Origin of the sequence: Cyclobacterium qasimii M12-11B, from assembly GCF_000427295.1 — a bacterium.
Taxonomy (GTDB): domain Bacteria; phylum Bacteroidota; class Bacteroidia; order Cytophagales; family Cyclobacteriaceae; genus Cyclobacterium; species Cyclobacterium qasimii.
Map to the genome: position 1 here is coordinate 35,075 of NZ_ATNM01000123.1, position 20,828 is coordinate 55,902.

17 protein-coding genes are annotated in these 20,828 nt (G+C 38.1%); 7 read left to right on the forward strand and 10 right to left on the reverse strand.

Annotated features, from left to right (window positions below; all coding sequences use genetic code 11):
- Positions 1–515 precede the first annotated feature (515 nt).
- A complete protein-coding gene (locus tag ADICYQ_RS14715; protein ID WP_051160231.1) occupies positions 516–1,457 on the reverse strand; it encodes a pentapeptide repeat-containing protein in 942 nt (313 codons plus the stop codon).
- A 378-nt stretch (positions 1,458–1,835) separates the two neighbouring features.
- Between ADICYQ_RS14715 and ADICYQ_RS14720 the strand changes: the two genes are divergently transcribed.
- Positions 1,836–2,255, forward strand: coding sequence for a hypothetical protein (locus tag ADICYQ_RS14720; RefSeq protein ID WP_040416482.1), 420 nt, complete (start codon positions 1,836–1,838; stop codon positions 2,253–2,255).
- 134 nt (positions 2,256–2,389) lie between these two features.
- Here ADICYQ_RS14720 and ADICYQ_RS14725 read toward each other — a convergent pair whose 3' ends face one another.
- From ADICYQ_RS14725 to ADICYQ_RS14735, 3 genes are all read right to left on the reverse strand, one after another.
- On the reverse strand, positions 2,390–3,124 hold the full coding sequence (locus ADICYQ_RS14725) for a DUF4197 domain-containing protein (RefSeq protein WP_040416485.1): 735 nt from the start codon (positions 3,122–3,124) through the stop codon (positions 2,390–2,392).
- A 224-nt stretch (positions 3,125–3,348) separates the two neighbouring features.
- Positions 3,349–4,206, reverse strand: coding sequence for a hypothetical protein (locus ADICYQ_RS14730; protein WP_020889448.1), 858 nt, complete (start codon positions 4,204–4,206; stop codon positions 3,349–3,351).
- Positions 4,207–4,209: 3 nt separating this feature from the next.
- Positions 4,210–5,589: an MBOAT family O-acyltransferase gene (locus ADICYQ_RS14735; RefSeq protein WP_020889449.1), complete on the reverse strand. Its 1,380-nt coding sequence runs from the start codon at positions 5,587–5,589 to the stop codon at positions 4,210–4,212.
- Positions 5,590–5,918: 329 nt separating this feature from the next.
- Here ADICYQ_RS14735 and ADICYQ_RS14740 point away from each other — a divergent pair, with 329 nt between their 5' ends.
- Positions 5,919–7,016 (forward strand): AI-2E family transporter, encoded by a 1,098-nt coding sequence (locus tag ADICYQ_RS14740; RefSeq protein WP_040416488.1) that lies wholly within the window; start codon positions 5,919–5,921, stop codon positions 7,014–7,016.
- A gap of 122 nt (positions 7,017–7,138) precedes the next feature.
- Here the strand turns inward: ADICYQ_RS14740 and ADICYQ_RS14745 are convergent, their stop codons facing one another.
- From ADICYQ_RS14745 to ADICYQ_RS14755, 3 genes are all read right to left on the reverse strand, one after another.
- The gene (locus ADICYQ_RS14745) at positions 7,139–9,787 is read right to left on the reverse strand and encodes a DUF7133 domain-containing protein (protein ID WP_020889452.1); all 2,649 of its coding nucleotides are present in this window, start codon (positions 9,785–9,787) and stop codon (positions 7,139–7,141) included.
- Between the two features lie 126 nt (positions 9,788–9,913).
- On the reverse strand, positions 9,914–10,606 hold the full coding sequence (locus ADICYQ_RS14750; RefSeq protein ID WP_020889453.1) for a phosphoadenylyl-sulfate reductase: 693 nt from the start codon (positions 10,604–10,606) through the stop codon (positions 9,914–9,916).
- A gap of 253 nt (positions 10,607–10,859) precedes the next feature.
- On the reverse strand, positions 10,860–11,882 hold the full coding sequence (locus ADICYQ_RS14755; RefSeq protein ID WP_316929314.1) for an MFS transporter: 1,023 nt from the start codon (positions 11,880–11,882) through the stop codon (positions 10,860–10,862).
- A gap of 276 nt (positions 11,883–12,158) precedes the next feature.
- Here ADICYQ_RS14755 and ADICYQ_RS14760 point away from each other — a divergent pair, with 276 nt between their 5' ends.
- Positions 12,159–12,920 carry a hypothetical protein gene (locus ADICYQ_RS14760; protein ID WP_020889456.1) on the forward strand — a complete coding sequence of 254 codons (762 nt, stop codon included), beginning with the start codon at positions 12,159–12,161 and terminating at the stop codon, positions 12,918–12,920.
- Positions 12,913–13,809, forward strand: a complete 897-nt coding sequence (locus ADICYQ_RS14765) for a glutamate--tRNA ligase family protein (RefSeq protein ID WP_020889457.1) — start codon at positions 12,913–12,915, stop codon at positions 13,807–13,809. The genes ADICYQ_RS14760 and ADICYQ_RS14765 overlap by 8 nt, the downstream gene beginning before the upstream one ends.
- Here ADICYQ_RS14765 and ADICYQ_RS14770 read toward each other — a convergent pair whose 3' ends face one another.
- Complete coding sequence (locus ADICYQ_RS14770) at positions 13,810–15,012, reverse strand: Gfo/Idh/MocA family protein (protein ID WP_020889458.1); 1,203 nt, start codon at positions 15,010–15,012, stop codon at positions 13,810–13,812.
- A gap of 529 nt (positions 15,013–15,541) precedes the next feature.
- On the opposite strand from ADICYQ_RS14770, the gene ADICYQ_RS28760 reads away from it, so the two are divergent.
- The 3 genes from ADICYQ_RS28760 (at position 15,542) to ADICYQ_RS14785 (ending at position 19,440) form a co-directional block, all read left to right on the forward strand.
- The gene (locus ADICYQ_RS28760) at positions 15,542–17,386 is read left to right on the forward strand and encodes a PVC-type heme-binding CxxCH protein (protein ID WP_051160232.1); all 1,845 of its coding nucleotides are present in this window, start codon (positions 15,542–15,544) and stop codon (positions 17,384–17,386) included.
- A 2-nt stretch (positions 17,387–17,388) separates the two neighbouring features.
- Entirely contained in the window at positions 17,389–18,459 is a 1,071-nt protein-coding gene (locus ADICYQ_RS28765) for a c-type cytochrome (protein WP_020889462.1), read from the forward strand.
- 93 nt (positions 18,460–18,552) lie between these two features.
- Positions 18,553–19,440, forward strand: coding sequence for a hydroxypyruvate isomerase family protein (locus ADICYQ_RS14785; protein ID WP_040416533.1), 888 nt, complete (start codon positions 18,553–18,555; stop codon positions 19,438–19,440).
- Positions 19,441–19,587: 147 nt separating this feature from the next.
- Here the strand turns inward: ADICYQ_RS14785 and ADICYQ_RS28770 are convergent, their stop codons facing one another.
- Both ADICYQ_RS28770 and ADICYQ_RS28775 read right to left on the reverse strand, forming a co-directional pair.
- Positions 19,588–20,130 carry an MraY family glycosyltransferase gene (locus tag ADICYQ_RS28770; RefSeq protein WP_235114694.1) on the reverse strand — a complete coding sequence of 181 codons (543 nt, stop codon included), beginning with the start codon at positions 20,128–20,130 and terminating at the stop codon, positions 19,588–19,590.
- A gap of 22 nt (positions 20,131–20,152) precedes the next feature.
- Entirely contained in the window at positions 20,153–20,755 is a 603-nt protein-coding gene (locus ADICYQ_RS28775; protein WP_020889465.1) for a glycosyltransferase family 4 protein, read from the reverse strand.
- Positions 20,756–20,828: the final 73 nt, after the last annotated feature.

The following is a 20,828-nucleotide window of genomic DNA, read 5'->3' on the forward strand; positions in this document are numbered from 1 at the left end:
AAAGTGCCTAAATCGGCATTTGCTTGAAACGAAAAGCACCCAAACTTATAAGGGACGAAGTAATAACTTGGCTCATTTTGTTTTTGGGACAAAATAAATAGCAACTTTTGTAACTGAAGCTTTTCCAGTTGATCCCCAAATAGTTCGAGAATTGAAAGCCCTATTTTTCTTCTATAATACATATTACAAATATACAGTCAAATGTTAAGTCGTTAACACTTGGTTCATTTTATTAGTTACACTTTCCATATCCGCCCCATACATTTCTCACATCTTCTTTTTCCATCTTCTGTATCCAAAAGTGTTAAACCCAAATCATCCAATCCTAATTAAAAGCTAGAAGCGATATGGTCTTATATCATTCTAAGCCAAGCCAGCTTTTTTTCTAAAGTAGTGAGTCTTTTATAAAACATGATTAAAAAATAAGACAAAACCCTTATAAAAGCAAAAGGCACACCCTGAGACGCTTTTCTACGGGTAGCGTGCTGTGTACTGTTGACGTAAAGATATAAATACTATTTCTGAACCCCCTCCAAATTAGCATCCGTTAGGTCTACATTATCTAAATCAGCAGCCCTCAGGTCGGCGCTTTTTAGATTAGCGCCTTTTAAATTTGCACCAGTCAAATTGGCTTGTTTCAAAAATGCACCTTCTAAGTTAGCTTTCAATAAAATCGTATTCATTAAATTTGCCGACTCCAAATTTGCTTTACACATATTTACACCACTCAAATTCATTCCTTTTAGTTTTGCCCATCTCAAATATACCCCCTCAAAATTGACTGTATTTAAATACTCCACTGTTTCTAATTCAGCTGATTCTAAATTGGCTCTCTTGAAGTTAGCCCCTTTTACATTTGACCTCATTAACTTAACAAAAGATAAATCTGAACCTGAAAAGTTAGAGTTCTCTAAATTCGTTTTTCTAAGATCCGCGGATTTCAACTTTGCCAGCTCCAAGTTTGCTCCCCTTAAATTTGCTCTTATTAAGCTTGCATTCTCCAAAATTGCACCTCGCAAATCCACATCTTCTAAATTGGTATCATTTAAATTCGCATTGCTTAAATCTGCTCCACATAATTTAGCTCCGCTTAAATTGGCTCCTGAAAGATTGGCACCAATTAACTTAGCCCCTCTTAAATCTGCACCAATTAATTTAGCACCTACTAAAATCCCTTTCTCTAAATTCACTAATCCTAAATCTGCATCTTGTAAATCTGCATCTTGTAAATCCACACTCCTCATATCCGCCTCTCTTAGGTGTGCTTTTCTTAAATCTGCTCCCTCTAAATCTGCTTCGTTTAGTATTGCTCGCCATAAATCCACGCATCTCAAATCCGCTTCTTTAAAATTCAGCTTTTCTAGATCAAGTCTGACTAAGTTCAATCCATTAAAATTTACTGGACGTGAATGCGAATTAATACGATTTATTACGTCCTCTCTTGTTAAAGATCCCATTTATTTCAGTTTTAGCTAAAGGTGTTCCTTTTATTTTCAAACAAAAATATTCTAATTTTACACAAATTCAGTCAATTCTTTAAAAATCTCATATTTCATTACAATTTTAAACTGTGACATTAAAACATTTAAAAAAAACCAAAAAGTGACTTGTATAAGATAGTCGCTTATTTATAACAAAATTAGTATTCCTAATTAATACAAAAGTACCATCAATACATAAGTTCTCTAAGATCACAAAGACATCGCTACTAACAAGACAACCTAAACCCCAACTACCGGCCCATCAAATTTTAAGCTCACATAAAGGATGTTTCATGATTTTCTTTCAATATTGCAAACGGAATGATTCCTGTATCATTTAAATAAAATTAAAGCATGAAAGACCTAAGTACATTTTGCCTTTTTTTGATACTATTTGCAACAATGGCTTGCAATGGGTCAAGTAACCTGTCTTCAGAGCAATTGGAAAGTTTTGAATCCAAATTAACAGCAACGAATTTCTACTGGCAAAGTAGGTATGGAAGCTATATTGATTTTCAGTTTAGGCCAGACGGAAAAGTCTATGCGCTTATCAATGGAAAAGCCAGTACCAAATTATATGGGAATTGGGCATTTGACAATAACAGTGGAGAGTTACAGATTGCCTGGGAGGGCGGTAGACAATACACTTCAATTGTGAAGCATATCGATGCCAACTGGGGCAAGATCACTTTTGAATCGAAAATCCATGAGTATGGGGATAAAACTATAACAAGGTTAAAACTCTTAGATGACCGGTTTAGTAAGCTGGAATAATTAAATTACTTCTTTTAAAGCTCTTGCCAATCTATTTTTGGCCTCCAAAAACAATCAGGGGTATCAATGTTGTTTAAACAGCATTGATACCCCTGATTACTTGAAAAGCGAGATCGCTTCTAACTCGTTTACATTTACTCCCCAGCACTGTCTTGGGCAGAGAATACTCTCTTAAGCAATGCAGTAGTTCTTTCTGCAGGGTTTTCACGTATGGCTTTTTCTTCCTGGGCCACAAGCTGGAAAAGGCCATTAATAGCCATCTGCGTAACATAGGCATTCAAATCCGGATCTAATTTCTTGGAGGTAGTAGGAAAGGAATTGTACCTACCTACCAGGTCTCCATAATATTTAGTGGCACCTACCTGATCCAGGGATTCCTGAACATGTGGCTGAAACAAGGCCGTTAATTTCTCTGTAGTTGTTCTTTGTAAGTATTGGGTTGCAGCATCATCTTGCCCTTTCAATATATTCCAGGCATCCGTAATGGTCATCTGCTTGATCGCTGCAATAAAGATAGGTTTTGCCTCCTTGGCAGCACTTTCCGCACCCCTATTGATCGTCATAATCACCTTGTCTACTTCAGACCCAAGGCCAATATTTCTCAACGTAGACTCTACCCGTTGAACATCTTCAGGAAGCGCTATTCTTATCAGGTCATTTTTAAAAAACCCATCTTCGGTTGATGCTAGATTTGCTCCTTCGGTCACTCCTTTTATCAAAGCTTCCTTTAACCCATTTCCGACTTCACTTTCTGTAAGTGCAGCCGAGGACTCACTGGCTGCTGCCAAGAACTTATTCACATCTGCCGTTGTACAACCTACCATAGTAAAGACAAATAGGGCAAAAAGTATATTGGATAATCGTTTCATTTTTTATTTTTTGTTTAAATGTATACTTTAGAAATTAAGGATAGCAATTGCCATTCTCAATGTTTTGCATTTTGGGAAAGTTGTATTAATCTGGCAATGGGTTTATAAATACTAAAACGTTTACTTTTTAATCCAATTGCCCCCACTTGACCATGATTTCCTGAATCAACAACGCTTGACCTTTTTTACTTAAATGACCGTGGTCAATGTAATTGGTTACTTCTTTAGAAAACCAAAAATTCAGGGTTATTGAAATTATAAAAACGCAACATTCCCTCTCCGTCGCTGTTAACCCCAGAGAGGATATCCTCCCAATATTTATCCATACTCTCACTATGAGCTTTGTAAATGGGATAAGGTACCGGGTGATAATAAACGAAAGTGCGGATGTTATTTGTTTGAAACAAGGTCATTAATTTCTCGAAATCCTTTCTTTGACTGATACCTATCTCAAACTCGCTTACATCCACATTGTTTACTTCTTTCGTTATTCTATCCGCCACATCTGCTACTCTGAATAATGCTTCAAAGGAATTGCTTCCATTTGTGTTATACTGATTTTTTGGATATTTGTTGGGCCAAAGGTTGAAATTCCTAATAATTCCCAAGCCATATACCCTTAGCAGATTTACCGAACCCAACGCTTTCCAGTAAGTATCAGGGCTCATTAAGTCCGAGTCTTCCTCACCTGTATTGGTCGTAACGTAAGGATGAATACAAACAATCGCTTCCTTAATTGTACCATTGTTTTCAATAACATTGGAAGCTAAGGCCAGAATATTATCCATTCTGGCTCCCATAAGGCTTACATTAAAATAATTTTTATCCTGAATATGACTGGGGTTTAGGTTAGCAGATAGGGACGGGCCCAAGATCATGCCTTCAAAGTTTTGAGGAACATATTCAAATGTCATCAGGTATTTCGAAAACCTTTCTTCTCCATATACCCTTACTTTGTCTTTGTCCTTAAAACCAAACAAGCCAAAAACATCCAAGAAAAAGTTTAGAAAACCAAAAACCAGTAAAATGCCAGCGAAACCTAGGAGTAAAACCTGAAAATATTTTTTGAATTGTTTTTCCATAGACTAAAAGTCAAAATATAAAAAGTCATTCTTAACAATGGAATTGAGATAAATCACATTGATCAAAAATAACAGGAGATTTAACACCAGATAAGTAAAAGTAGGCTTCAGCCTTCTTCCAAATTCGATGGCATTGGGCATAAAAAGCAATATTACTCCTGCTATCCAAACTGGCAGGTCGTAAAAATTACTCACCAAGAAAAAATCTTCTCTTGCTGGAACAATATAAAACATCCTTTGTAACATCTCTAATGAACCACCCCAGGAGTCAGCTCTGAAAAATACCCAAGTAATGTTCACAAATAAAAAGGTCAGAAAAAGCGCTAAAACTTTGGGTAAATTCAAACCCAATTTCGACCATTCTCTATGAATTACCAATGCTGCCCCATGCAGGAATCCCCAGAAAACAAAAGTCCATCCGGCTCCATGCCAAATACCTCCCAGGAGAAATGTAGCCATAAGGTTTAAGCCCGTTCTAAAATTCCCTTTCTTGTTTCCTCCTAGGGGGATGTATACATAATCCCTTAAAAACCTACTTAAAGTCATGTGCCAATTTCTCCAAAACTCCTTTATGCTTAAGGACTTGTATGGAGAATTAAAATTTTGGGGAAGCTTAATATTAAACAAAAGTCCAAGCCCGATAGCCATAGCGGAATACCCGCTAAAATCAAAATAAAGCTGCAGGGAATAAGCCAGAGAGGAAGCCCAGGCTTCTGCTGAACCCAAAGAGTTAATATTGGCATATCCTTTGTTAGCTATTATAGCAAAACTATCTGCTATAATTATTTTCTTGGCCAAGCCCATCATGAATATGAACAAACCTCTTGAAAGGTGGTCGTAATTAAGCTTGGTAAGGTTTGGCTTTCGGAACTGCCCCATCATTTCAGAATGATGAACAATAGGGCCGGCTATTAATTGGGGAAAGAAGGATACGAATAATCCATATGAAAATAAATTTTTCTCTTTCTGTGTCCCTTTATAACTGTCTACCAGGTAGGCAATTTGTTGGAAAGTATAAAAAGATATTCCCAGAGGAAGTACCAGGTTAAGGTAACCTAAGGAAAGATCAGGTATAAAGTTTAGGTTATAAATGACAAAGTCGGTGTATTTGAAAAATACAATGCCTAGTAAGTTGACAGTTATACCTAAGATAAGTGTTTTCTTCTTTCCCGGGTAAATTCTTTTAGAAATGAAATAATTGAAGCCTATTGAAAATAGAATCAATGCCAGGTAGGCAGGATTCCACCAACCATAAAAAAAGAGGGAACATAGCAGTAACCAAAGACCTGTAAAAGGGGGCTTTAGTTTTGGGCCAAAGAAATAAAATACAAATAGGGTAATTGGTAAAAATCCTAAAAGAAATTCAAAAGAATTAAATAACATTTTGATTAAAGTTCAGCTAAAAAGTCTTAAAAATTTAAAATGGTTGTACCCTTAGATGGCAAACAAGAGGCTTTGAATAAAGAAATTAAGATGATATTTAAACTTCTTAGATATCCGTTTGAAACCTAAGTAATAGAATTACATGACTAATTTCAAATTTCGAGCTAAAATAATAGCGTACACTCTTGTTATCCTTTCAATTAGAAGTAAACTTAAGTAAATGTGTCGATTTCACGAAATATAATAACTGAAAAAATATTTTTTCAGTTTTAAATTCTTTCTCATTACAAATATAAACTATTTAACTTTAAATTGTAATAAAGATACTTATGCAACTCTCCTTTCAAAAAGCCTTTTATCCGCTTGCTTTCGTTTTCCTCCTTTTATTTGCCATGGTGTTGGCAAAGAGTGTTTTAATATCTTTATGTTTTGCCCTTTTGCTCTCTTTCATCCTCCATCCCTTGCATAATATACTCATGCGCAAGGGAATACCCATTATTCTTTCTGCATTTTTGGTCCTGATTACTTTCTTTCTGGTGATAATTGGGGTATTTACGTTTTTCTCTGCAGAAATCATTTCACTTTCTGATGAATTGACCAATTTCGGAGACAAATTGATGAAGTTATTTACCGATTCAATAGGTTACCTTAATGAAAACGTGAGCTTTTTAGGAAACCTTGAAAAAGAAAAAATTCTTGATGACGCGAAAGCCTGGGCAAAAGACGGTGCTTCAGAAATGTTAGGTTCTACTTTTAGCAGTACCACTAGTTTTTTCACTGGTCTTTTTACCACGATTATTTACACGTTTTTATTCTTGATTTATAAAGAAGGGTTAGTGGCTGCTTTCAAGCGTTTTGCTCCAGAAAACCATAAATCAGAATTCCACAACATGCTTAAAAAAATCCAATTGGTTGGTCAAAAGTATTTGTCCGGAATGCTTACCTTAATCATCATTCTTGGGTTTGCCAATAGTACCGGCTTATGGATCATTGGTCTTGACAATCCCTTCCTCTTTGGTTTTCTCGCGGCCTCACTATCCATCATCCCATATGTAGGTACTACAATTGGAGCAAGTATCCCAGTTCTTTATGCATTTATGTCCAAAGACGAACTTTGGGTACCTCTAGCTGTCGCGATAATGTTTTGGCTTATTCAGGTCATCGAAAGTAATTTCTTAAGTCCAAAAGTAGTAGGGAATAGTGTTAACATCAATGCCCTTGCAGCTATTTTGAGCTTAATAATAGGTGCCTCTGTCTGGGGTGTGGCTGGTATGATCTTGTTTCTTCCTTTCGCTGCGATGCTTAAGGTGGTGTGTGATCATTACGAACCACTCCAACCTCTAGGCATGTTATTAGGAGATGATCAATTCAATGATAAGGAAAGTAATTCACCCTCTTGGTTTTCTAAGATTAAGAACAAATTTTAATCTGAAGTTTTATAGCTGTCTAATATTCTTCAGAAAAATATTAAAATTTAACCCAATCAAAATCCTGAAAATTTAGTCAGGATTTTGATTGGGTTTATGTTTTCCCAGCTTATGGGTATGCTTTATTTCTGCTCTGAGAGATAGGTTATCAAGGAAGCAAATTCTTCGTAAGAAAGCGCATTGGCCAATCCCACTGGCATCATAGAATTCTCAAGCTCCGTGCGTTCCTTTATATTATCCGTCAAAATAGTAAACGCTTGTCCTGCAATGTTTCGGATAACAATACGTGCTGCACTTTCGGCAGTTACGAAGCCTACATAAGACTTATCATCCTTAGTTGATATCATGACGGTCGCAAATCCTTGAGAAATTGAAGCATTGGGTTTTAAAATGGATTCAGCGATTTGCTCTCTGCTCATGATACTCCCAATTTGCCCCATAAAAGGCCCCTTCATTTGCTCATCAGCAGAAATACTATGGCAGGCTTTACAACCTTGTTGTTGAAAGATTGCTTCTCCTTTAATGGCTTCTCCCTTCACCTCTTGCATCGCCAAAAGAATGTCCTCTATTGAGGATGCTCCAACTTGCCCTTTTTGATTTTTGATTTTCTCTAAATCCACCTCTGATTCCTCAATAATTTCAGTGACAGAAAAATCGCCCCCAAATTCAGTGATTCCCATTCTGTTTTTCTCGTTGAGCATTGCAATCAAATCTTTTTCACTTTGAGATCCATTGTCCCAAAGCTTCTTGAATAGGTCTTTAATTTGTGCAGACTCAGACCACAATACTGATTTATAATAGGGTCCATGTGTATCAGGCCTGGTTCCCCACCACCAAGAACCATTGTAGGGTGCTTCTTGAGTATACAGTCTTGCCAAAGTAGTCAATATCCCTTGCTTCAATTCAAGCTCCTCCGTGCCAGCACCATTGAATTTGGCGATCAAACCAGTTACAGCAGCCTTGGAATGCAGGTAACGCAAAGCCCATAGTCCTAATTTAGAATTCCCTGAACCTACTGCCGCTAAACTTTCTTCGTCCGCCTCCAAATTAACTAATGCCCTTACGGCCAAATGCGGCAATATTATATCAGCATTAGGTGTGGCATGAGGCCCTTCTTCCCCATATTTGGGAGCCTGGAAGGAGTCAGGAACATGTGTGGCTAACAATTGAGGTATAGCAGCCTTGTCTCCAATTCGGCCCAGGGCAATGATGGCTGCCGCTTTTACCCTTACAGACGGATCTTCCAATGCCTCCACAAAGGGAGCAATGGTTAGCTTCTCTATAAAATCTTTGCGATCAGTAATCGCTCTAATTACATATTCTTTGAGTTGAGCATCATTCATTAAAGTCAACAACTGAGGAACTGCCTCTACTCCTTTGATCTGAGTATAAGCATACATGGCTGCTACTCTGGAATAATCAGCAGCATCTTCATCTGTAGCCAATTCCCAAACCTCATTCGCTGCACCTTCAGAACCTCTTTTTATCAGCTCCTGTTGGGCATAAATCCTAAGGGTGGCACTATTCTCTCTAAGCAAATCCACTAAATCATCAATATCTAAAGTAGGGAGGTTTGGCACTTCACTGTATTCCAACACCTTGGGAACAACCCTGACCACATAACCTTTACCAACATTCCCTGAATATCCAGCTCCATCCCAAGCGGCCATAAACATTCTACCAGATCCATCAATGTCCAGGTCTGTAACCTGAGGCAATTTGAAAAATGGTTCTTCAGCCTGTGTATAAGAAGGGCCATCTTCGGTCACTTTGTGAATAAACACTTGACTTCTGCCCCAATCTGCCATCAGTGGGTTATTGTTGTATTTGGTAGGCCAGTGATCATCCTGAAGATATAAAGCTCCTGTACCTGAACCACCTCCAACATCTATAAGGGCTGGAATAATCTCTTCCGTAAAATTTTTAAACAAGACAGGGTATCCATATTCACCTGACTGGATTTGATGAATAAAACGAATGTTCCAGCCACCCCCGTCATTGGTATTGCCTCGGGTAAACATATTCATGTAGGGATCAATGGCAACATCGTATATGTTCCTTAACCCATGGGTATATACTTCCATTTCGGTACCATCAGGGCGAACCCTTAAAACGCCACCACCTAACATGGTTAATTCGGTTCCATCCCTATCTACTGCCCCATGAAAACCAAAATCTCCAACTGCAATATAAATCCATCCATCTATACCAAGACGAATTCCGTTGGTAGCATGATCTGTCCCTCTGCTTTGTAAGAATTTAGGTGAGCTAATGTGCTGTATTAAAGGTTTTGATGGACCATCTGCAATTCCATCGCCATCTTTGTCTTCAAACACTACCAAGTCCATACCAGTAGCTAAACTGTCTTGCTTTGAAAACACCGTATGAAGTACAAACAATTTATCACCTAGTGAAATAATCCCTCTTGGATTGTCTACGGTCGCAAAAACAGTATGTATATCGGCCTGACCATCGTTGTCACTGTCTATTAATTTCACGATACTCCCTTTTCCTGGCGTTTTACCAAGAGAGCCAATGGCATCCACTCCTACATATACTTCCCCATAAGGAGATACGGCTAAACAGGCTGGACTTGGCGTTATGTCCGGACCAGAAAAATACTGAATGGCCAAATCTTCAGGCCAACCTAAAGCTTGACTCAGGGAGTCTAAAGATGGAGACGTTTGTGATTCTATAATTTCAACCTTCTTTTCAGGTTTACAGGCAAAAAAGACAACCACGAGGGAAAGTAAGAACAGGGATTTTTTCATTGGGTTTAAAGTTTATTATAGCGCCAAAACTATACAAAAAGCAAAGCCCATCCAAAAGTTAAGATAGGCTTTGTTTTAAAAAACTCATTTATTAATATTACACAGAAGCTATTAAAAATCCGATACTTAAAGGTGAAGCCCACATTCCGTTTTCGGGCTATTGTTCCATCGGCCACTTCTATCTGCTCCTGGAACGGTACAATGTTTACACCCAATAGAGTGATATCCAAAAGCGATTAGTGGATGAAAGGGGAGATCATGCTTTTTAATGTAAGCATCTCTTTCCTCTTCAGTAACATCCAATAAAGGATAAAACTTAAGAATCCCTCCTCGTTCTTCAAAGATATCCAACGTGGATCGGTGGTCACTTTGCCAACTCATTAAACCAGAAACCCAAACTGAAAATCTACTTTTAATTAATTCAAGTGGTTTCACTTTATTAATAGAGCAACACAATTCCGGATCAGTTTTCCATGTAGTATTCTTACTTGTAAATTCATGATCTTCTTTACCAGCACTGACAGATTCCACATTTAAACCGTACAATTCTGTTAATTTTTCTCGATACTCGAGGGTTTCAGAGAAATGGTACCCCGTATCAATGAAATAAATCTTTTGCTCTGAATTGCCTTTAGAGAATACACTCAATAACAATGCTGAAGTAGCCGCAAAAGAGCTTGTGAGCATCACATCGCCAGCATCAAAATCTTTGTATAACTGTACCACGCGCTCCTCTACCGATAAATCCCGGTACTTTTCGTTGAGGACTTTTATCTCTTCCTTTGAATAAAGTTTTTTTGAAATCAAGGATTCCTGCATGCCAGGTGTTTTTATTATTCTACAAAACCTACCGATTTGGTATGGTATTAAATTTTGGTAAAAATAGTGATTAAATTCTAAAATGCAATAGCCTTAATTTTAAATATAAAAGGATCTTATAAGGCAGCTTTAGGCATAAAACTTTTTTTGCTTAAATAAACTAAAATTGAAACCATTAAGCCTACCAAAGACATCAAGGCGAAAGAAGCCTTTAAACCTGTCAACTCGGCAATGAAACCAATCAATGGAGGACCTAGCAAAAACCCAAAAAAGAAATCGTGGAAACCATAGCTATGGCAATGCCAGTCGGCAATGAAGTAGAATTGGCTGCCAGACTAAAACAAAGCGGCACTATGGCTGCTGTCCCAAGCCCTACCATTAAAAATCCTATTATAACCGTATAAACAAAAGGGTATGCTATAGACAGTACCAGTCCAGAGAAAATCAAAATTCCAGAACCTTGTAATACACTTATCATCCCAAAACGATGGGCTAATTTATCTGCAGCAAATCTACCAATGGCCATAGATCCCATGTAAGCAATGTATCCCGTCGGGACCAAATAGGCTGGCGCCATCACCACTTTGTTCATGTAGACCCCAGACCAATCAAACATACACCCTTCACACATCATCCCGCAAAACCCTACCATACCGAGTCTAAGAAGTGTTTTATCTGGCTTTCTCCAAACCATCCCCTTTACTGAATTTGATTTATCCTGAACTTCAGGCACAAACCCATTCCGAAAAGTAAAAATCACAAAAACACCTATCAAAGAAACAATTGAATAGTGATGAAATGGAGACAATTTAAAATAAACCATAAGTCCACCGATACCTGCCCCAGCAAAACCGGCCAAACTCCATAAACCGTGTAAGGATCCTAAAATATTTCTACCATAATCCTTTTCCAGGTTTAAGGCCTGGGTATTCAATGATATATTCATCATGTTACCTATCATGCCAAAAATAAACACCATCACACTTAGAAAAAAGGCATCCATTGAAAATCCAATTCCAACCAATACCAAAATATACAAGGACAAGCCGACCATCACTACCGACCTGCTGCCAAATTTCACTACTGCCCATGCGGCGAGAGGTAAGGCAAGTAAAGAACCAAGAGGAAGACCCAATAGCACTGAGCCAAGTTGTCCTTCACTCAAAGAAAATTTTTGCTGAAAATCGGGAATCCTGGACGCCCAGGATGAAAAGCATAATCCTGTAAGGAAAAAGAAAGCGCCTGCTGAAATTCTTCTTGTTTTTAATTGCACCATGGATTCTAAATAATTCACAAAGGTAATATAGAAACCGAATGAATTGCAAAGGTCAAATTTAACTTTTTGTGAAGCTTTAAATAAACCATAATTACTATTTTGGGGTTACAACATTAGTTAATTGGTTGCCCATTGGATTTCTGCGACGCTACTCACGCAATTCAATTGCTACCTCATCACGGACCTAAAAACCAAAATGCAACATGGAATTCGTAATTGCAGGCACCACCATCGCCATGGCCATCCTTTTAATTAGGGTTATTATTAAAAAAGTTTTTGATTGATGCTTATGGTTATGCAAAAGTGCTTGATTATACTTGTAAAAATGAATGCAGCATCGAATTAATTCGACCTATCCATGCCATGAATGCACCAAAGGAAATCGTATCCATTACCTTTTTTCAATATCCTGAAAAAAACCGCTGGTGGGCATTTAATCAAATGCAACTGGCCCTCTCTCCTTTAAAAAAAGCCAAGGGTAAAAAGTTCTTTAAATTGATGGGGACAGGCGGAGGTTTTGGCTTTTCATTAAAACCGGACCTTTCAACTTATGCATTATTAATGGTATGGGAAGATCTGGATGCAGCTAAAAACTTTAGCTTGTCTGAAAGTTACCTCAGATTTAACCAGCAATGTTCAAGCAATTTTACTTATTGGATGCATTGCATTCAAAGCCATGGCACCTGGTATGGAGCCAAACCATTTACTCCCTCAAATGAAACAACTGATGGGCCAATAATGGTGATTACCAGAGCTCGGGTAAAATTTAAAAAAGTTTTCAGATTTTTAAATTTTGTCCCTAAAACGAGTCTTGCCATAGAAAAAGCCAAGGGATTGATATATACCAAAGGTATAGGAGAATGGCCAATAATAGAACAAGCCACATTCAGTTATTGGAACAGTCGCGAGCAAATGGAAAATTATGCCTACAACTCTGATCATAGAGAGGTTGTTAAAAAAGTTAAGGATGAAGGCTGGTATAAAGAAGAATTGTTTGCGAGGTTTATCCCTGTTAACTTAAACGAAACCCATGAATAGGGATCCAACCGAATTCAATAAAACCAGATTGGCTCCTACTCCTAGTGGTTACCTTCACTTGGGAAATGTTATTTCTTTTTTCATCACAGTTAGCCTGGCCAAAAAGCATGGGGCCAAAATACTTCTCCGCATCGATGATTTAGATCAGAAACGTGTCAAATCAGAATACATACAGGATATTTTTGACACCATCGATTTTTTAGAAATACCTTACGACGAGGGCCCAAGAAATTTAAAGGAATTTAAACAAGACTATTCTCAAATTCATAGGCAGGCATTGTACAGCGCCGCTATCGAAGAATTAAAGGAGAACAACTTGGTTTTCGCCTGTGATTGTTCTCGAAAAACGCTGTTAAAAAGACACCCAAAGAGATGGTGTACAGGAACCTGTATTCAACGCAACTTACCTTTTAAGAAAAATCATACTTCATTAAGATTGGTAACCCAAAAGGACGATTCAATCTCATTAAACCTTTATTCAAAAGGCCAAACAACATATCACTTACCAGGTGCGATGGAATTCTTCATGCTTCAAAAAAAAGATAGCTTTGCAAGCTACCAATTGGCTTCCTTGATGGATGATTTAAGCTATGGTGTTGACCTAGTTGTTAGAGGCATGGACCTATTGCCCTCTTCAATAGCGCAGGTATACCTTTCAAACAAGTTAAAAGAAAACAGTTTCGGCAACAGCTCATTTTACCATCACCAATTATTTAAAGAAGAAGGAAAAAAACTTTCCAAATCCAACGGGAGCTATTCCATTCAGCAAATGCGCAATGCCGGGATGAAAAAAGAAGCCATTTATCAATTGGCAGCCAAACAGCTAGGCATAGCCTATCCGGTTACCACCATCGAGGAATTTTCAAGTCATTTCCTTCTCCTTTTTTAATCAATCATCAAAGTCAGGAATCGTTAATAATTCACCACCTTTCAAAGAGGATTGATGGGCAACAATACCTGGAACCGTATAGGCAAGCGCTTCATAAATATTCACTTCCGGCATCCGTTCCTCCACAATTGACTGGATAAATTCATGGGTAATAAAAGTATGGGATCCATCATGTCCACTTTTATGCCTCATAGACTCGGGAAGCATATCCGTTTGCCACCATTCAGGAATCTCATAAGGCTCTACCTTATTCCTTGTATGTTCAAAGCCAGCATCATCTTTTCCCATTTCAGATGCGTTGGTTACCAAAGTGGGCTCACTGGAGTGCCCTGTAGGAAGGTAGAAACTCATCTTCTCTCCTCTCCATTCTCCTCTTTCAGCATTCCTTAATGCCCCTTTCCAGTTGACTTCTACCCTAAAAGGATGACCTCGGTCTGTTTGAAAAAAAGCTGTTTCATTCCAAAATGGATTGTTGTAGGGATTATTTTTCAACAAACCCTCTCCTTTGCCATAACCTAGACAGCTTACTTTCTTTAACCTTTCACCTGTAACACTTATCAGCAAAGCCGTGCAATGCGTAGGATAATTCATCGGCGCCAGACCATGTCTCCATGTAGGCTTTCCATCTTCAAACCAAAGTACTTCTAAACCAGGATGGTTGTATTCTGCTGCTGCGCTAAAGATTTCTCCAAAACGACCCTCCTTATAAAACTTCCTGGCTGAAATTGTCCCCTGCATGTAGACACTGGTTTCTGCCATCATAAAGTTTTTCCCAGTTTTCAATACTGTTTCCTTTATTTCCTGACATTCCTCAATGGTCATACCTAAGGGAACTGCACACAGCACATGTTTCCCTGCTTTTAAGCTTGCAATTGTATGTCTGGCATGATCAGGAGCTGGTGTTGCTAGAAAAACAGCATCAATTTTAGGGTCTTTTAATAACTCATCCAGGGAATTATAGCTTTTTTCACATTTGTAGGTTTTCTTAAGGTGATTTCTACGATCCTCCCTTAGGTCACTTACAGCCTCTACAATGCAGTTAGGCTGCTCATGAAAAAAGAATGAGGCACCGAATCTCCCGCCAACTATTCCTATTCGTACTTTTTTAGCAACTAATAAATCATTAGAAAAGGCATGGATTGGCGCAATCCCAGCCAACCCTGTTATAATACCTGCTTGTTGAATAAATTTTCTTCTTTTCACAGTGAAATGGGTAAAATGTTAATTGATTAAAACACGGCTCTCTATTTCAAGAAACCGGATATTTATTTTTAAAAAAAAACCTCAAATATAGGTTCGAACCATCTTGTTCTTTAGAATTTAACCTAAAATAGGCGGTAGATAAACTACATCCTGATAAAATCACTTCCTACAAAAGGCCAATACAGTAAATTGGGAATCTATTTTATAATCCAATTTTAAAAATAACAAAGACAATTGAAAGCCAAACAACGTTTTGTGTAAATGGTAAACCAACTGCAAAAAAATTGCTGTTATTATTGGGTAAATAATGTAAATTTCTTTTTATTAAAAGATTATAATTAACAATAGACAATCCCACTTTGATAATGATAGCCAAAAAACTCCAAATAAAATCATTAGGGCTGTTTCTATTCCTCCTATTGGGGGTTTCCTGTAAGGAAAACAAAAAGAACCAGAATCAATCCATTCTTTCGATCTGTTAACAGAAGAAGAAAAACGAAACCCAGAAAATGCGCTGCTAGGTATTACAGTGAACGAACAATTAGAGGTTACTCTCTTTGCTGCTGAGCCTACGCTTACGAATCCCACAAATATTGACATTGACCATAAAGGTCGGGTGTGGATTTGTGAGGCTTACAATTACAGACCTGCATTAACAGGAAATGAAACCAAACCAGAAGGGGATCGAATATTGATCCTAGAAGATACTGATGGAGATGGTGTTTCAGACAAAAGCACTGTCTTCTACCAATCTCCAGAATTAAACGCGCCTTTGGGCATATGGGTAATGGGTAATCAGGTAATTGTTTCCCAAAGTCCTTACGTATGGCTTCTAACGGATACGGATGGGGATGATAAAGCAGATAAAAAAGAGGTGATTTTTAAGGGAATTGGTGGAGAACAACATGACCATGGCATGCATGCATTTGTATTTGGGCCTGATGGGAAATTCTACTTTAATTTCGGAAATGCCGGAGGAACCATCACTGACAAAAATGGTGCTATTTTAAAAGATAAAAACGGCAAAGCTATAAATCCTGAAAATTATAAACAAGGGCTTGTCTTCAGGAGTAATACTGATTTTTCAGAGATAGAAGTTCTTGGTCAAAATTTCAGGAATAATTATGAAGTAGCTGTGGACTCTTATGGCACCATGTGGCAGTCGGACAATGATGACGATGGCAATAAAGGTGTACGGATCAATTATGTAATGGAATATGGCAATTTTGGTTATAAGGATGAAATCACCAATGCAGGCTGGCAAGCCAACAGAACCAATTTGGAAAAAGAAATCCCCTTACAACATTGGCATTTAAATGACCCCGGAGTAGTGCCTAATCTTTTACAAACAGGAGCAGGTTCTCCGACAGGCATGGTGGTATATGAAGGTAGGGCTTTACCAGAGGTATTTTGGGACCAAATGATCCATACTGATGCAGGGCCAAACGTGGTAAGGGCTTACCCTGTACAAAATGATGGCGCTGGCTATAAAGCCACTATAGAAAACATCATGGAAGGAGGCAAGGACCAATGGTTTAGACCTTCAGATGTCTGTGTGGCCCCCGATGGATCTTTAATGGTGGCTGATTGGTATGATCCAGGAGTTGGTGGACATCAGGCTGGTGATTTAAACAGGGGAAGAATATTTAGAGTTTCCAGCCCAGGCGAGGCTTATAAGGTCCCTACCTATGACTTAAACACATTGGAAGGAGCAATTGAAGCTTTATTAAACCCTAATCTATCTATGCGCTATCAGGGTTGGAAAAACTTAAAAGCCATGGGCAATGATGCTGCACCAGCCTTAGAGCAAGTCTTTAATGAAAACAAAAACCCAAGACTCAAGGCCAGAGCATTGTGGTTACTTACTAAAATAGAGGACAACAGCAAGAAGTATATAGAAAAAGCGCTCGAAAATGACAATCCAAACATTCGGATTACTGCTTTCCGAGCAGCCAGGCAAACTGACATTGACCTGGAGCCAGTAATTCAAAAATTAGTTACTGATAAAGCCCCTCAAGTAAGAAGAGAAGTAGCGATAGCTTTGAGAAATTATAATGGGGAACAGGCAGCTTCTTTTTGGACCACTTTGGCCATGCAACATGACGGGGAAGACAGGTGGAACCTGGAAGCATTGGGGATAGGCGCTACAGGTAATTGGGATAAATACTATACTACATGGCTAAAAAAAGCAGGGAAGGAAGTAATTAACAGTAAAGCTGGCCAAGATATCATTTGGAGATCCAGAACCGGAGAAGCAATTCCTGAACTAGCTATTTTGGCTTCAGATGCTAAAATAGCAATGGACGACAGGTTGAGGTACTTTAGGGCCTTTGACTTTAATCCTGACCAAAAAGGAAATCAAGTGCTTTATTAAAAATGCTTGAAAAAGAACAATTGGCTAAAGAAAGTCAGGAATCGAATAAACGATTAACAAGACTGGTTTTGACCCATCTCCCCTCTCCTTATTTAAAGGGATCACCTCTTGCACAAGAAGCTTTGAGAAACACATTGAACGAAACCTATGGCACTGAAGCCTATTTAGAGTTGGTTCATAAATTCAAAGATTCTTCAGAGAATCAGCGTTTACTGGAAATGGCTATCAATGAAAATGACAATAACATGGGGAAAACTGCAATTAGTTTACTTCTAAATCAAGGAGGAAAAGAGATAATCCTTAAGGAACTTTACAGCAAAGATGAAAAAAGGATATATCCGACATTGACGTCCTTAAAAGGAATAGGAAACAATGAATCGATTGCTATTTTGGAAGAGATCACATTCAATTCTAAATTACCCATTAATGTCAGAAAAGAAGCTGCCTCTGCAATTGGCGGGAGTTATAGCGGAGAAGATCGGGTGTTGGAATTACTAAAGGAAGACAAGCTACCAACAAAACTAATCGCATCAGCTGTTTCGGGAGTAAGCCGTGCCTGGAGGAGAAATATCAGGTCTGAAGCGGCTAGTTATTTAGACAACTCGAAAGATGAAGACAACCCACTTCCTTCCATGAGCGAATTGATGGCTATGGAAGGAAGCGGAGAAAAAGGGCTTGTTGTTTTTAAAAACAATTGCGCTGTTTGCCATCAGGTAGGAAGCACAGGCATGGATTTCGGCCCTAAGTTATCTGAAATTGGCAGTAAACTATCTAAAGAGGCTCAATTCATTTCTATTATCCATCCTGATGCTGGAATTAGTTTTGGCTATGAGGGATACCTTATCCATATGAAAGATGGAAGTACTTTGGGCGGTATCATTAGCAGTCAAACAGAAACTGATATTGATTTGAAACTACCCGGAGGCAGCACTATGGCCATCAAAACAAGTGACATGTCTTCGATGAAACAAATTGAAAATTCCATGATGCCAACCGGTTTAGAGAAATCGATGAGTACTCAGGAATTGGTAGACTTGGTAGCCTATTTAATGTCATTAAAGAAGGCCAGCTAAGTATCGAAAATACTTCAAAGTAAAAAGAAAAAATCGGACAAAATCGACTTGAATCAAAAAAAATCATGGTTGGCTTATTCTAAACAAAAAGCAATGAAAAATCTTAACAATAGAAGAAAGGTGTTGAAAAAAATTGCAGGAACAGGACTGGCAAGTATGCTAGTGCCTTCATTGTCTCACCGGCTATCTGCAGCAGAATCTCATTTACCAGTTGAATTAAAAGGAAATGTAAACCATTCCGTTTGTCGATGGTGTTACAATGACATTGAATTTGAAGATTTGTGTAAGGCTGCTGTAGAGATTGGATTGAAATCCATAGAATTGGCGGGACCTGAAGAATGGCCAATTTTATCCAAATACGGACTTTATTGTGCCATGCCTTGGGGAGCCGGATTAGGCATAGAGAAAGGGTGGAATAATCCAGAGCTACATGATGAATTGATCCAAAGTTATGCAGAAGAAATCCCGAAAGTGGCTGCTGCTGGTTACAAGCAAATCATTTGCTTTTCAGGCAATAGGAATGGTTTGAACGATAATATTGGCATAACCAACTGCGCTATGGGTTTGAAAAAGATCATGCCTATTGCAGAAGAACATGGCATAATAATGTGCATGGAACTGCTCAATAGTAAAGTGAATCACAAAGATTATCAGGCTGATCACACTGCTTGGGGAGTTGAATTGTGTAAGGCTGTCGGCTCTGAAAACTTGAAATTACTGTATGACATCTACCACATGCAAATTATGGAAGGCGATGTAATAGCTACGATAAAAGAATTCCACCCATATATTTCCCATTACCATACAGGAGGAGTACCTGGTCGAAATGAAATAGATGAGAGTCAGGAATTATACTATCCCGCAATTGTGAAGGCAATTTTGGACACCGGATATACTGGCTTTATCGGTCAGGAATTTATCCCAAAAAGAACGGATAAAATTGCATCTTTAAAGCAAGGTGTTGAAATATGTGATATTTAATTCGCGGGGTTAGACAAAGGGGCTATTGCAGAAGCAATCATTTCCACATATCTAAGGTCTCGAACCTAACATTAAGGCTTATGCACAAAAAAAGGCGTTGAATACTCAACGCCTTTTTTTGAATCAGTCTAAAAGCAAATTTCAGATTCAATTCATATTAATCTTATTATTGGAAAACATATTTTTCGCAATAGATGGTTTGCGTTTGTTTTGACGTCTCTTAACCCGGTCGGCATTTTTGCCAGAAACTGAAGGAGAATTTTTACAATTAATTTTCACTTTTTCCAAGGTCTTCCTGTCCATCCATATACCTAACACAGTAGCAATGATAGCAATGGTAGGTAGCAAAATATGATCACTAAGTGAATATCCAAAAAACACAATGGAAATAAATGACAGTTTGACAACCACCAAAACCAAAGAAACCTGGTCATGATGTAAACCCATTCTAATTAAAAAGTGATGAACATGGCTTTTGTCTGGTTTAAGAGGAGACCTACCATTCATTGTCCTCTTAATAAATATCCTAACGGTATCATATACAGGAACAATCAAAAAAGCAAGTCCGGCAGAAAAGGGAGCGTTTAATTTCAATCCTTCCCAAGGAGCCATCAAACCAGTTTTATCTACAAATAAAATCACTAATACGGTAAGGCTAAACCCCACACTTAGTGACCCGGTATCCCCCATAAAGATTTTTGCAGGGTGCCAATTAAATACTAAAAATGCTAAAAATCCCACCTACTAAAGTGAAAGAGATTAGGCTATAGGAAATCATCCCTGCTGTATAAAACCAAAAGCCGAGAATACTTAGGGTAACCAAACTTAAGGATCCTGCTAATCCATCTGCTCCATCTATGAGGTTAAATGAATTGGTTAGCACTAAAATTGCAAAGAAAGTAACCGCAACACTGATAAGGTATGGGATTTCATAAACGCCCATAAAACCATACAAGCTAGAAATCCTGATATCAGCCATAACGATAACAAAAAAAGCTGGAATTGATTGTCCAACCAGTTTTTGAAGAGCCGTTAACTCGATAAGATCATCTCTTAAGCCTACTGAAAACATAATTGCAAGTCCAACTAAAAAATAGCGCGTTTCAACTATTTGATCAAAACTAAGCCAAGCAAATAAGCCCACAAAGGTGGCGAAAACTATGGCAATCCCACCCATTGAAGGGATACTTCCAGCATGGATTCTCCTTCCTCCAGGGGCCTCAGTAAATTTGATTTTTTTAAGAATCAAAATCAGGACTGGCGTCATTAAAAAACCAAAGAAAAATGAAGTAACTGTTGCCAGAAAAATATTCATAGGTAAAAGATTTTCACAAAAATACACATTAGGACCTTACAATATTAAAATTTTGCGATAAAATTTCATAAAC

What these genes read in the sequence shown, in the direction of transcription:
- ADICYQ_RS14730 (WP_020889448.1), bottom strand. Translation starts at nt 4,206, where the DNA reads ATGGAAAAACAATTCAAAAAATATTTTCAGGTTTTACTCCTAGGTTTC.
- ADICYQ_RS14755 (WP_316929314.1), bottom strand. Translation starts at nt 11,882, where the DNA reads ATGGTGCAATTAAAAACAAGAAGAATTTCAGCAGGCGCTTTCTTTTTC.
- ADICYQ_RS28775 (WP_020889465.1), bottom strand. Translation starts at nt 20,755, where the DNA reads ATGAATATTTTTCTGGCAACAGTTACTTCATTTTTCTTTGGTTTTTTA.
- ADICYQ_RS14720 (WP_040416482.1), top strand. Translation starts at nt 1,836, where the DNA reads ATGAAAGACCTAAGTACATTTTGCCTTTTTTTGATACTATTTGCAACA.
- ADICYQ_RS28765 (WP_020889462.1), top strand. Translation starts at nt 17,389, where the DNA reads ATGCTTGAAAAAGAACAATTGGCTAAAGAAAGTCAGGAATCGAATAAA.
- ADICYQ_RS14785 (WP_040416533.1), top strand. Translation starts at nt 18,553, where the DNA reads ATGAAAAATCTTAACAATAGAAGAAAGGTGTTGAAAAAAATTGCAGGA.
- ADICYQ_RS14725 (WP_040416485.1), bottom strand. Translation starts at nt 3,124, where the DNA reads ATGAAACGATTATCCAATATACTTTTTGCCCTATTTGTCTTTACTATG.
- ADICYQ_RS14745 (WP_020889452.1), bottom strand. Translation starts at nt 9,787, where the DNA reads ATGAAAAAATCCCTGTTCTTACTTTCCCTCGTGGTTGTCTTTTTTGCC.
- ADICYQ_RS14735 (WP_020889449.1), bottom strand. Translation starts at nt 5,589, where the DNA reads ATGTTATTTAATTCTTTTGAATTTCTTTTAGGATTTTTACCAATTACC.
- ADICYQ_RS14750 (WP_020889453.1), bottom strand. Translation starts at nt 10,606, where the DNA reads ATGCAGGAATCCTTGATTTCAAAAAAACTTTATTCAAAGGAAGAGATA.
- ADICYQ_RS14715 (WP_051160231.1), bottom strand. Translation starts at nt 1,457, where the DNA reads ATGGGATCTTTAACAAGAGAGGACGTAATAAATCGTATTAATTCGCAT.
- ADICYQ_RS14765 (WP_020889457.1), top strand. Translation starts at nt 12,913, where the DNA reads ATGAATAGGGATCCAACCGAATTCAATAAAACCAGATTGGCTCCTACT.
- ADICYQ_RS28770 (WP_235114694.1), bottom strand. Translation starts at nt 20,130, where the DNA reads ATGGGGGATACCGGGTCACTAAGTGTGGGGTTTAGCCTTACCGTATTA.
- ADICYQ_RS14740 (WP_040416488.1), top strand. Translation starts at nt 5,919, where the DNA reads ATGCAACTCTCCTTTCAAAAAGCCTTTTATCCGCTTGCTTTCGTTTTC.